Annotated in this window: 10 protein-coding genes and 2 pseudogenes; 8 read left to right on the top strand and 4 right to left on the bottom strand. The window is 70.3% G+C overall.

What is annotated here, in order from left to right:
• The 4 genes and pseudogenes from IH13_RS37615 to IH13_RS0115790 all read left to right on the top strand — a co-directional run.
• The coding region (locus IH13_RS37615; protein WP_037841456.1) for a D-alanyl-D-alanine carboxypeptidase family protein at positions 1-2,221 on the top strand (2,221 nt) is incomplete at its 5' end.
• Between the two features lie 295 nt (positions 2,222-2,516).
• Positions 2,517-4,343 (top strand): MFS transporter, encoded by a 1,827-nt coding sequence (locus IH13_RS0115800; RefSeq protein ID WP_031084900.1) that lies wholly within the window; start codon positions 2,517-2,519, stop codon positions 4,341-4,343.
• 412 nt (positions 4,344-4,755) lie between these two features.
• A pseudogene (locus tag IH13_RS37610) lies at positions 4,756-5,694 on the top strand (aminoglycoside phosphotransferase family protein).
• Positions 5,691-6,248, top strand: a complete 558-nt coding sequence (locus IH13_RS0115790) for a flavoprotein (RefSeq protein ID WP_031084898.1) — start codon at positions 5,691-5,693, stop codon at positions 6,246-6,248. The pseudogene IH13_RS37610 and the gene IH13_RS0115790 overlap by 4 nt, the downstream one beginning before the upstream one ends.
• A 130-nt stretch (positions 6,249-6,378) precedes the next feature.
• Here the strand turns inward: IH13_RS0115790 and IH13_RS0115785 are convergent.
• The 3 genes and pseudogenes from IH13_RS0115785 to IH13_RS0115775 all read right to left on the bottom strand — a co-directional run.
• Positions 6,379-7,036: pseudogene (locus IH13_RS0115785) on the bottom strand (TerD family protein); the annotation flags it as partial.
• 374 nt (positions 7,037-7,410) lie between these two features.
• Positions 7,411-7,752, bottom strand: coding sequence for a hypothetical protein (locus IH13_RS0115780; RefSeq protein WP_031084893.1), 342 nt, complete (start codon positions 7,750-7,752; stop codon positions 7,411-7,413).
• Between the two features lie 134 nt (positions 7,753-7,886).
• Positions 7,887-8,642, bottom strand: coding sequence for a GntR family transcriptional regulator (locus IH13_RS0115775; RefSeq protein ID WP_031084891.1), 756 nt, complete (start codon positions 8,640-8,642; stop codon positions 7,887-7,889).
• Between the two features lie 79 nt (positions 8,643-8,721).
• Here IH13_RS0115775 and IH13_RS44640 point away from each other — a divergent pair, with 79 nt between their 5' ends.
• From IH13_RS44640 to IH13_RS0115755, 4 genes are all read left to right on the top strand, one after another.
• Positions 8,722-9,000, top strand: a complete 279-nt coding sequence (locus IH13_RS44640) for a hypothetical protein (protein WP_031084890.1) — start codon at positions 8,722-8,724, stop codon at positions 8,998-9,000.
• A 553-nt stretch (positions 9,001-9,553) separates the two neighbouring features.
• Positions 9,554-9,778, top strand: coding sequence for a hypothetical protein (locus IH13_RS0115765; protein WP_031048504.1), 225 nt, complete (start codon positions 9,554-9,556; stop codon positions 9,776-9,778).
• A gap of 8 nt (positions 9,779-9,786) precedes the next feature.
• Positions 9,787-10,518: a GntR family transcriptional regulator gene (locus IH13_RS0115760; RefSeq protein WP_031084888.1), complete on the top strand. Its 732-nt coding sequence runs from the start codon at positions 9,787-9,789 to the stop codon at positions 10,516-10,518.
• Complete coding sequence (locus IH13_RS0115755) at positions 10,515-10,814, top strand: hypothetical protein (protein ID WP_031084886.1); 300 nt, start codon at positions 10,515-10,517, stop codon at positions 10,812-10,814. Before IH13_RS0115760 ends, IH13_RS0115755 begins: the two co-directional genes overlap by 4 nt.
• Before the next feature lie 236 nt (positions 10,815-11,050).
• Here IH13_RS0115755 and IH13_RS0115750 read toward each other — a convergent pair whose 3' ends face one another.
• Entirely contained in the window at positions 11,051-11,491 is a 441-nt protein-coding gene (locus tag IH13_RS0115750; protein ID WP_234433309.1) for a hypothetical protein, read from the bottom strand.
• Positions 11,492-11,935 lie beyond the last annotated feature (444 nt).

The raw sequence follows: 11,935 nt of genomic DNA, 5'->3' as shown, positions 1-11,935 counted from the left end.
GGACCGGACGTCCGGCGCACCGGCCGCCGAGCCCGCCGCCGACACCGCTGACCTGCCTGTATCCGAGGTGGAGCCCGCAGGGGGCGAAGCGACGGCCAAGCGCTCCGGTTCCGAGGCGTCCAAGGACGCACAGCTGCGTTCCGCCGTCGCCGCCTGGGTCGCCGACGACGACGAGTCGGCAGGGTCCCCGTCCGAGTCCGGGTCCGGGGCGGAGCCCGGGCGCGAGCCGAAGTCCGAGGAGCCCGAGAAGCCTGAAGAGGCCGAGGCGCAGTCTGAGGGGCCCGAGAAGCCCGAGGCCGGGAAGTCGGCGCCGAAGACCGACCCGGAGCCGAAGCGGGACTCCGAGCCGGAGCCGGAGCCGGGCGCCGAGTCGGAGCCGGAGGCCGGGAGCGGCACTGGCAGTGGGGAGGAGGAAGCTGCCGCCGGCACCCCGCGCGTCCCCAGGAGCCGTGAAGAGGCCACCCCCGGCACCGAGGAGGCGGCGTCCCGCGAGGAGGCGGCCGAGGCCTCCGAGGAGGCCGCCGCCGGGACGTCCGAGGCCGCCGGGGGCAAGCGAGGAATCGATCAGCCGACGGCCGTCTTCAAGACGCCGAGACGCCCGCAGGTGGACCAGCCGACGACGGCTCTGAAACTGCCCCCGCGTGCGGCCGAGGCGAAGACCGGACGCACGGCGGAGCCGACGGGCGAACCGGACTCCACCGGATCCTCCGGGCCCACCGGCTCCGGCACTCCCTCCGCCGGGCGCACCAGCAAGTTCGTCCCGCTGCGGTCGGACGACGTACGGCCCTCCGCCTCCGCACCGTCCCGTACGCCTGACGCGTCCGGAGGGTCAGGCGCGGCCACCGGCCGGGTCGGCCCCACGGCCACCCCGGACGCCGGTACCGCCGGCCCCGCGGCCGGATACGTCGAGGCCGAGCGGACCCGGCAGCAGCCCATGCCGCCCAAGCCGCCGCTGGACCTCCTGGCCGAGCTGACCAACACCCCGCCGCCCCCGGAGACCCCGGTCCGCACGGCGGTGCGGCGGGTCAAGATCTGGACCCCGCTGGTCCTGCTCGCCTTGATCATCTTTGCTGTCGCGCAGACGGTGCGTCCGCTTCCCGAGCCCACCCTCGAACTGACCGCGCAGCAGACGTTCGACTTCCAGGGGAGCAAGCCCTCCCTGCCGTGGCCGGACGAGGGCCAGGGCTACATGGCGGCCACGGGCCTCGGCACGGTCGGCTCGTTCGGCGAACAGGAGGCGGTGCCGATCGGCAGCGTCGCCAAGGCGATGACCGCGTACATCGTGCTCAAGGCCCACCCGCTGAAGAGGGGCGAGGCCGGGCCGGCCATCGAGGTCGACGCCAAGGCGGAGACGGAGGGCAAGCTGGACTCGGTGGGCGAGTCGACCCTCAACACGATCAAGGCCGGCGACACGCTCACGGAGCAGGAGGCCCTCACGGCCATCATGGTCCCGTCGGCGAACAACATCGCCAGGCTGCTCGCCCGCTGGGACTCGGGTTCCGAGGAGGCGTTCGTCAAGAAGATGAACGAGACCGCCGAGGAACTCGGCATGAAGAACACGACCTACACCGACCCCTCGGGCCTGAACGCGACCACGGTGAGCACCGCCGAGGACCAGGTGAAGCTGGGCCAGAAGCTGGTCGAGATCCCGGCGCTGATGGACATCACCAAGCTGCCGTCCTGGACGGACCCGTCGGGGAAGTACCACCGGAACTACAACACCCTCGTTCCGTACGACGGTGCCCTCGGCATCAAGACGGGCACGACCACCAAGGCCGGCGGCAACCTGCTCTTCGCGGCGCACAAGAAGGTCGGCGACACGGACCAGCTGATCGTCGGCGCGATCCTGGGACAGCACAAGCCGTCGATCATCGACACGGTCAACGCGGTGAGCAAGGAGGTCATGGTCGCGACCCAGGACCTCCTGGAGAGCCGGACCGTCGTGAAGAAGGGACAGGTCGTCGGTGTCGTCGACGACGGCTTCGGCCACAGGACCGACGTGGTCGTGGCCGAGGACGTGAAGGCGGTCGGCTGGCCCGGCCTCACGATCAAGCTCGAACTGACGGACGACGGCAAGACGATCCCGAACGCCGCGGCGGAGGGCACGAGGGTCGGCACGATGACCGTGGGTGAGGGAGCGAGCCAGGTGAAGGTCGCGGTCAAGCTGGGCGCGGCCCTGGCCGAGCCGTCGTTCGGCGACAAGCTGACCCGGGTCTCCTGACCGAGGGGCTCCCCCCGCCCCGTGCCGCGTGACCCGTGCCGCGTCATCCGTGCCGCGTGACCCGTGTCCGTGTCCACCCCGCCCCAGGGCGGGTGGACACGGACAGGGACGGGTACCGGCTACCTGGGGAGCCGGAAACGGGTGCGTCGTTACATGCCGCGTGTCACGGAAAATCCCACATGCTAGCGTCCCGAAGGTGACGGAAGGGCCCGTACCGGGGCCGTCCCGGTACGGATGAGGACCGTGTGGCACATCGATGGTTCGGCAGGCCCGGAAAAGGACGGGGAGGGGCGCAGTGACCACCGCTGAACCGACTCGGGCGGACGGCAGCGTGTCGCCGCACGTGGACGCGTCGATCCGGATCCCCGCCCAGACCGCCGGCGGTCAGAGCGCGCAGGAGCCGCCCGTACGGCGTCCCTGGTGGCGCCACCCCGTCGCGCTGACGACCGCCGCCGCCGCCGTCGTCCATGTGCTCTGGTTCGTCTTCTTCGCCAACAGCGGTGGGGACATCGCCGCCCAGGACGCCTGGGCGGAGTTCGTCGGCCGCCACCCCGGGACCGCGTACAACCTCGCCTGGTACGGCGGGATGCACCCGGTCTCGTACAGCGTGGTGTCGCCCTACCTGATGTCGCTGCTCGGTGTCCGCACGACGATGATGATCGTCGGTACGGTGTCGTCGGCGCTGACCGCGCTGATCCTGGTCAGGGTGCCCGCCGTGCGCAACCCGCTGGCCTGCTCGCTCGCCGGGGTGTTCGCCTTCCTGTGCAACGCGCTGTCCGGACGGGTGACCTTCGGGCTCGGCATGATGTTCGCCCTGGGGGCCGTCGCCGCGGTCTTCTGCTGGCCGCACCGCTGGCGGTACCGGCGCTGGGCGAAAGCGGCCGTCGCGGCCCCGCTGGCCGGTCTCGCCACGGCGGGAAGTCCGGTCGCCGGGCTCTTCCTCGGTGTGGTGGCCGCCGCGCTGTTCCTGAACAAACGACGCCCCGGGGCGTACGCGATCGGCCTCGCCCCCGTCGCGGTCGTGGCCCTGTCCGCCTGGCTGTTCCCCTTCTCGGGCACGCAGCCGATGTCGCTCGGGACCCTCTCGCTGCCGTTCCTCTTCGCCGTCCTGATCTTCTTCCTCGTGCCCCGGGACTGGCACACCGTGCGCACGGCCGCCGCGGTGTACGGGGTGGGGACCCTGCTGACGTACGTCATCGACTCGCAGATCGGGTCGAACGTCTCGCGGATGGCGATGCTGTTCGCCGGTGTGGTGCTGCTGGCCGCGCTGCCGTACACCGCGCCCCGGACCCGTCGCTGGTACGCCTTGGTCCTGGTCTTCGCCGGATTCAACTTCTGGGTCGGTTACAAGAGTGTGGACGACATCGTCCGCACCGCCCCCGCCGCCTCCTGGAACCGTGAACTCGCCCCCCTGGTCAACCAGCTCCAGAAGGTGGGGGCGGAGCGGGGCCGGGTCGAGGTGGTGCCCGCGAGCAGCCACCGGGAGGCGTCGGCGCTCGCCCCGTACGTGAACCTGGCCCGCGGCTGGAACCGCCAGGCCGACATGAAGCGCAACCCGCTCTTCTACGACGACACCCTGGACGCGGACAACTACCGGGAGTGGCTGGACCGCTGGGCCGTGCACTACGTGGTGCTGCCGACGGGGAAGCCCGACTCCAGCGGTGCGGTCCAGGAGGCGGAGCTGGTCGACCAGGGCCAGCCGTATCTCAAGGCGGTCTGGAGCGACGCCAACTGGAAGCTCTTCCGGGTCCTGGACCCGGTCCCGATGGCCGATCCGCCGGCGACCGTGGAGAAGGCCGGCGCCGAGGAGCTGACGATCCGGGTGCGGTCCGCCGGCCGGGTGCTGATCCGCATCCCGTACTCGCGCTGGCTCGCCGTCGTGGACGACGAGGGCAAGAGCGTGGAGCGGCCGCAGGAGACCGAGGCGTCCAAGAAGCGCTCGGAGGAGGACGCGGAAGCCCCCAAGGACTTCACCAACGACCACGGCTGCCTGATCAAGGTGGACGAGGACCAGGACGGTGACGAGTGGACGGAGCTCCTCGCACCCCGCCCGGGGGTCTACCGGCTGGCGGCGCCCTACCAGTTCCAGCCGGGCACGCCCTGCCCCGAGGAACTGCGCTGAGCCCTGCCGGTCAGCGGCCGGTCACCCGTACGCACGCGCGGTCCCGTCCGCCCGGCTGGGCGGCGGGCCCGGCGCCCCGGAGCACGACGTCCAGGGCGCGCCCCGGGGCGGAGGGGGAGCAGCCGCCGGCTCAGGCGGCGCCGGCCTCCACCGCGGCCCACTCACCGGCGTCGGCGACGCCGAGGTCCACGACGGTCGCGGACGGCAGGCCGGCCCGGCGGCGGTCAGATGCTCCGCGCCGAAGGCGAGCGCCCCGGCGGGCGGTTCCCCCGGAGAAGCCGCGCGGACCGGTCGGACGGGGTGGCGGTACGGCAGTACGAGCGTCATGGGCACCGGTCCCGCCGTGGCGGACGGCCTGGGCCCGCCGGATTTCGCTTGACGGTCCGCCCCGGGTCCGTTTGCATCGGGCGGGATGCATGCCGATGAGACGAAGACCGACGCGGCGCTCGTACGCCGGCTGATCGCCGGGCAGTTCCCCGGCTGGGCGGACCTGCCCGTCGTACCGGTCGAGTCCGGCGGAACGGTCAACGCCCTCTACCGGCTGGGCCCGGACCTGACCGTGCGGCTGCCCCGGACGGAGGGCGGCTCCCGGGACGTGGAGACCGAACACCGCTGGCTGCCCCGGCTCGCCCCGCACCTGCCCTTCGCCGTGCCCGAACCGGCGGCCCTCGGCGTCCCGGCCGAGGGGTACCCCTGGTCGTGGTCGGTGTGCCGGTGGCTGGAGGGCGAGAACCCGGCGCCGGTCCGGGGCGGCCCCCTCCTCGCCGCGGACCTGGCCGCCCTGCTCGCGGCCCTGCGCGGCGTCGATCGCACGGACGACGCCCCGCCGGCCTACCGCAGTGAGCCGCCGGCCTCCCGGGACGCCGCCACGCGAGGCCCTGGACCGGGTGCACGACGTCGTCGACACGGCCCGGGCCGCGGCGGCCTGGCAGGAGGCCGTCCGGGCCCCGGCGGCCGAGGGCCCCGGCGTCTGGGTCCACGGCGACCTCCAGCCCGGCAACGTCCTGGTGTCGGACGGCCGGCTGACCGCGGTCCTCGACTTCGGCTGCATGGGGGTGGCCGACCCGGCGGTGGACCTGATCGCGGGGTGGTACCTGCTGTCGGCCGCCGGCCGGTCGGCCTTCCGTACGCGGACGGCGCCGGCCGGTCGGCCTTCCGTACGCGGACGGCGACGGACGACGCGGCCTGGGCGAGGGGGCGGGGCTGGGCCCTGTCGATCGCCCTCATGGAGCTCGCGTACTACCGGACGAGCAACGTGAGGATGGCCTCCACCGCCCGCCAGGTGATCGCCGAGATCCTCACGGACACCGCACCACCCCACCTCAACCGTCGACCGGAGGCCTCCACATGAGCGACGAGCCCACCCCGCGGACCGGGAAGCGTTTCCTGTACGTCGTCGTGTGCGCGGCGGGCGTCGCCGGTGACGTCGGCGAACTGATCACGGCCGCCCAGGAGGCCGACTGGGACGTGGGCGTCGTCGCCACCCCGCAGGGCCTCGGCTTCATCGACGCGGCGGCGGTCGAGGCACAGACCGGATACCCGATCCGCTCGGCCTGGCGCCGCCCCGGCGACCCGCGCCCGCTGCCACCGCCGGACGCCTTCGCCGTCGCCCCGGCCACCTTCAACACGATCAACAAATGGGCGGCCGGGATCTCCGACACCCTCGCCCTGGGCATCCTGTGCGAGGCGTACGGCGCGGGCGTCCCCACCGCCGTCCTGCCCTGCCTGAACGCGGCCCAGGCCGCCCACCCCGCCTACTGGCCCAGCCTGGACCGGCTCCGTGCGATGGGCGTCCTGATCGGCTCACGGGAACCCCACGACCCGGCCGCCGAAGGCGGGATCGCCCGCTTCCGCTGGGAGGAGGCCCTGGAACTGCTCACCCCCCGGGTGCCCGGACGGGCCTGAACGCCGGCCCGCGCCCCGGGTGCGGGGGAGGGAGCGCTGCGGCCCCGGGACCCCGCCACACCGCGGGGACGCGTCCGGCGCTCCGGGGGGCATCCGTGCTCCGGGGGCCTTCGTGCTCCGGGGGGACCTTCTAGTCCACCTCGATGCCGCACTCCCGGACCAGTTCCTCCAGGCCGCCCCGGTAGCCCTTGCCCCCGGTGACGAACTCCCAGTCGCCGTTGGCGCGCCGGCGGAAGGAGCCCAGCACGAGGGCGGTCTCTCCCGGGCGGCCGTCGGAGACGTCCAGTCGGCCGAGGGGGGACCGCTCGGCGTCCAGCAGCCGGATACCGGCGTCGGTAAACCCGGACAGGTCGGCCCCCGGGTCGGCGACGGGGTCGACAGCGGCGACGACGACGAGACGGTCGGCCCGCGCGGGCAGGGCGTCGAAGGAGACCTGGACGGCCGCCCTGTCCGGCGTGACGGGGATGAGCGTGCGGACTGTCCCGTCAGGTGTCCGGGGGTTGTTGAAGAACACGAAGTGGTCGTCGTCCAGCACCCGGTTGCCCTGGCAGACGAGCGCGCACACGTCCAGGGCGATGTCGCCGGACCAGTACATGCCCAGGACGTTGTGGTCGTCCGTGCCGGTCTCGCTCTCCGGTGCCGTACGCTGCGCGGGGCACCGGGCGCTCAGCGCCGCCCAGCCTCCCGCGCAGCCCGTGGCGGTGCAGCAGGTCCACCAGCTCGGCGCCCGCCACCAGTTCCAGCGGTTTGCCGTTGGCGAAGGTGTGCGAACCCGGGCCGAAGCCGGATCAGCTGCCCGCGGTAGCCCTGGTAGCGAGGCTTCAGCGAAGCCCGCATCAGGCCCTCCAAGCGGTCGACCAGCTTCTCGTACCGGCGCCGGGTCAGCTCATCCTTCGCGGGCATCTCGCACAGCTCCCCACCTCTGCCCGCAGCGGCGTGTGTGCCATATGTGTGCTGCGAGGAAGAAGGCCCTCCCGCCCGATGGGCGGAAGGGCCTCTGACCAGGTGTTTCTCTGTGCCCCCGGCAGGATTCGAACCTGCGACACCCGCTTTAGGAGTTCGATCACTGCCCGGCTACGCCGTGGATCCGCACGGACTCACCGGCTATCAACGGCCGTGGGCGACTGTCGGCGTTCGGCACCGTTGATGTCAGCCGTGGATGTCACGTGAGGTCCTTCAAGGTCCCAGGGATGCTGTCGAACATGCCCGGCGGGAACGACGTCATGCCGAGCTTCTCCATGCCTGCCACTACGGCAGCCAGAGACACGACCTGCCCTAGCGGGCTGTCCTTCTGGATGACGAACACGAAGTCATTCTCGGATGGAGGAAGAGTTTTCGGAAGCGTCGTCAAGCCGTGCCTGTCAAGCTCCTTGCTGATCTGCTCGCGCAGCGCCGCACTGAGTCGATCTCTCTCCGGTGCGGCGTACTTCTTGATGAAGCGCATCGAGAGGCGCTTGATGCCGTGGTCCACCTCTACCGCGTGAGCAATCACAGTGAAGTCCATAAGCCAGTAGTTAACTCAGTTAGTAGCTGACTTGTCAACGCTTGGGTGTGGGCTTGGCATCTGCGCCAAGCAGCAACGGTCCGCTGTGGAGGCGGCTGGATGGTTTGACGGCGGACACTCCGCGGGTCCCTGGGCTATCGGCTGATCGGGATCTCATAGGCGATCTCGCAATGAGCCGCGGGTACCACGATGTCCGCTGTTTCCACGGGCCGACCGTCGTCGCTGTAGTACGTCCGCCGGATGTGCGTGACAAGCGCGGCCTTCTGAACGCCGAGCAACGAGGCCTCCTCGGCGGTCGCCTGCCTGGGTTCTGGCTGCTCCACGGCATGGCTGACCGTGATGCCGATCGCGGCCATGCGGTTCACGACGCCGGCTCCAGCGTGCGGGCCTCCCTCGGGGAGAACGACGAGAGTACCGCCGGTGAGGTCGTACGGCTCCCAACTCGTCGACAGTTGCACAGGCCTGCCGTCCGCCAAGAACTCGTACGTCGTCCGCACGCACAGCTCGCCCTCGTCGATCCCGAGTCGCGCCGCGATGTCTGCGGGGGCCGGCACCTTGGCGTCCGTCCGGCTCTCCCAATCCCCTTGCCTGCCGACGGCCTTCATGTCAGCCCGGAAAGGTGACCCGTTCGGCTGCTCACGCGCCGAGGACCGCACCACTCGCACGCGTTGCCGGGGCTCGGCGACGTAGGTGCCCGATCCTGCGCGACCCTCCAGCACGCCTTGGGAGATCAGCAGCTCCTGCGCCCGGCGAACGACGTTCTCGCCTACGCCGCACTCCTGGCCGATCTGCGCGCGAGAAGGCAGGCGATCTCCCGGCTCCCACACGTGCTCCGCGATCCGCCGCCGTAGCTCGTCGGCGATGCGGAGATAGGGCGGTTGCTCAGGCATATGGAAAATCTAGTCCACTAGCTCTAATCTAGTTAACTAGCTTTACTCAAAGTGATCGCCGAGTGACGGAGGCTTCCCTGTGCCCGCTTCGCGAGTGAGCGCGGAGGCCATTGCCGCCCGGTTATCGGCGGTCGGGCTCACCACACGCGTGGAAGAGCGCGACCGGTGCACGTCGGTCGAGACGGAGGTACCGGAATCGCTCTCCGCCGAGTCATGGCGGGAGGTCCTGGAAGTGCTGGCGGAGGCCGATCGATTCGGGCTTCACGCCACCAGCTTGAACGGCCGCACCCTTTGGGCGGTCGTACGTAAAGCGGCCCCCACGACGGGCGATGTCGGGGGACCGAGCTACCAGCGATAGGAGCTGAGCAGCGTGCTCAACCGTATCCGCCGTGCCGTCTCGCTCGCCAGAGCGCGGCACTTCCCCAAGGGCAGGCACCGCCGTGCCTTAACGCCGTCCCGAGCAACTGGGGCGACGCCTCCCGCGCTCGCCGTAGAGCCGCCAGCCGTCCCGGACTGGATGCCGTATAAGAGACAGGTCCCGGACTGGATGCCGGACACCGCTGATCGCCTTCACCTGCTCTTGGGCGAGGACAACGTGCTCGTCCGCCCGTACGTGCTGGCCTGGGAGCGGCAGCGTGCATGCCAACGCTCGGTGGTCGTAGCGCCGCGACTGTCGTCTGAGGCCTATTCGGCACTGGCAGGTGCTCGCTAATGCCCCCTCGTCAACAGCTCCATGTATCGGAAGCCGGGGCGGCTGCCTACCGGTCGACTGCATGCAGGGTTGGCACTCACGCGGCCTGTGCGGAAGCGTCGCCATCTCCTGCGCCGGTCGACCTGCCGGTGATCTACGAGACGTGCGCCTGCCCCTGCCACCCCGCGCCGGACCACACCACGCGACCGGCGGTGAAGCGGTGAGCAGCTGGGCCCCCGGGGGTGCGCTGGCATCCAACGTCGAGATCACGGCGGCCACCGTTCTGCGGGGCGACATCATCCAAGTCGGCGGTCGGGCCTGCCGAGTGAGCGACCTCTTCCAGTTGCCTCAGGGCGCGAAGCAACTCCTGTTCGAGTCGGGAGAGCTGCTGACCATAAACGGGCGGACCCGGCTCGTCGCCGTGCGGATGACGAGAAGGCGGTGACGCAGTCCATGACGTCTCGCCGCCTCGTCGTCGCTGACGACCTGAGACGCCAGATCACGACCGGCCGCATTGGGCCCGGTGATCGGCTCCCGTCTGAGTCCGCCCTGGCCGACCGGTACAAGGTCAGCACGGCGACACTGCGAAGCGCCCTCGCTGTGCTCCAGGGAGAAGGCCTCGTCGAGAAGATCCATGGCAAGGGCAACTTCGTCCGCCGTCCGCTGCGCAAGATCACGTACGTCGGTGGGTGGGGCACGCTAGACCCTCGGACTGCCGCAGACGTGGGCCTGCGCGTGACAGTCCGCACTAAGGCACTGCCTGCGCGGGGACACCTGACCGCGCTTCTGAAAGTGGACGACGGAAGCCCACTGACCGAATTCCTACGACTCAGCTACGAGGGAGAGTCCCCACACAGCCTGGCCCGCGTCTACGTGCCGCGAGACCTGACACCGATCATGGGGCTCGGAGACCGGCCCTCAAGTGAGTGGGCGGAAGCCAGCTTCTCTGTGCCGGATTCGCCGCCGGCCGAGGTGCACGAGACGGTGTCCGCTCGACTCCCCACGCCGGATGAGGCGTCGACCCTGCGGATCAACACAGCCTTGGCCGTCCTTGCGATCACTCGCGTGGCGGCAGATACCACCGGGCGAGTCGTTGAGGCGGCACTACTCGTGTTCCCTGGGGATCGTGTCGACGCCGTCTTCAGTACCCACCACGTGATTGAAGAAAGGCAGGCGCACAGATGACGCCGCAGAACGAACTGCGACTCCTCCCGTGGTCGGGGCCGGACGGCAAGCCCTGCTACCTGAGCACCGATGACAGAGGCGGCTACATGTCCCGCCTGGCGGACAACATCGAAGCGGTACAGCTCGGGATGGCTACCGATCTTCTGGAGCGGGCCGCAGGAGTCCTCGGCGACCAGGACGCCGGCCGCGATGACCTGCGGCTCATGCTGACCGAAGTGACCCGAGCCCTACGAGACGTGGTCCGCGTGGCAACCAGCCGCGGGCACCTCCTGGCGGTGAGCGAACTCCAGCCTTAAAGGACACGGTCAAGGCGGCGTCCCTGAGGTGGCCCTCCTGTCAGTGCTCAGAAGCCCGTCTACTGATCACCGGCCCCGCTGACCAGCGGACCTGACGAAGCCCACGGCTCTGACCAGCTCAGATGCCGTGGGCTTCTGTCGTTGTCGGTCGGCGTTGGGCGACCTTGGACGGCCCAGAGACGGCCCCAGTCTCCGGGTCCTACGGACTGGAGCTGACCCGTTGGCACGGTTCCTCGTCACTCCAGGGGGACGGGAGCGACCGGTAGTTGTTCCTTGTAGGGCCAGGTGAAGGTGCGGTCCGGTTCGAGGTGGGCCTCTCCCCAGTGGATGGCATGAATGCCGTTCTCGGCGTCGGCCGTGAAGAACACACAGACAAGCCTCGTTGAGGCTCCCAGCTCCTCGAAGGCTTCTTGAAGCCCCAGGTACTCCTCAGTCGCCACGGTGCCGTCGACGTCAAACAAAGCGTCTGGCCCCAGCGGCCCGTGAGCCCGGAAGAGGCGACGGCGAGTGGGTGAGACGTTGGCGGGCAGTCGGGCCCGGTCCAGGGGCTTCGGCTTGTCGGCGTATCGGAACGGGAAGAGCGCGTGATCGTGGATCACCGCATACTCGTATCCACGCACGTCCCTTACCGACTCTCCCAGCTCCCGCGCCGTCTCCGCCAGGTTCTCGCGGACCACCCCAGCAAGGGTGACGCCGTAGGGACTCCGCTTCTTCAGCCCTGCCGCACGGTGTGCGGCATGAGCCTTAGCGTGGGCCTCGGCCAATCGCACTGGAACAGCCGCGGCGACTGTGCCGGCATGCTGCCCGAACCGCTCGACAGCCCAGGCCGAAGGCGCCAGTGCATAGCCACCCGACATAGACACGCCCCCTCTACGCGACCACACCGCTTCCAACTGTGTGACAGGTCTACGAAGCGGATACAAGGTGGCGATTCGGCCAGGGGCGGCCGCTGCCCAACACAGTCACAACTGATCACGGACGGCTGTGACCTGCGGCCGTCTACTGGATCGCCGCTCTGAACTGCGGCGCAGCCGTTGCCAGTTGTCAGCGCTGGTCACCATCGAGCGCCCTTCCACGGCCCTAAGAAGCCATCTCATTTGGGTGACTCGGTAGTCTGTGAG

This window comes from Streptomyces sp. NRRL WC-3549 (assembly GCF_000721935.1).
Taxonomy (GTDB): domain Bacteria; phylum Actinomycetota; class Actinomycetes; order Streptomycetales; family Streptomycetaceae; genus Streptomyces.
Note: the sequence above shows the minus strand (reverse complement) of the source record. Positions and strands in the feature narration are given on the sequence as shown.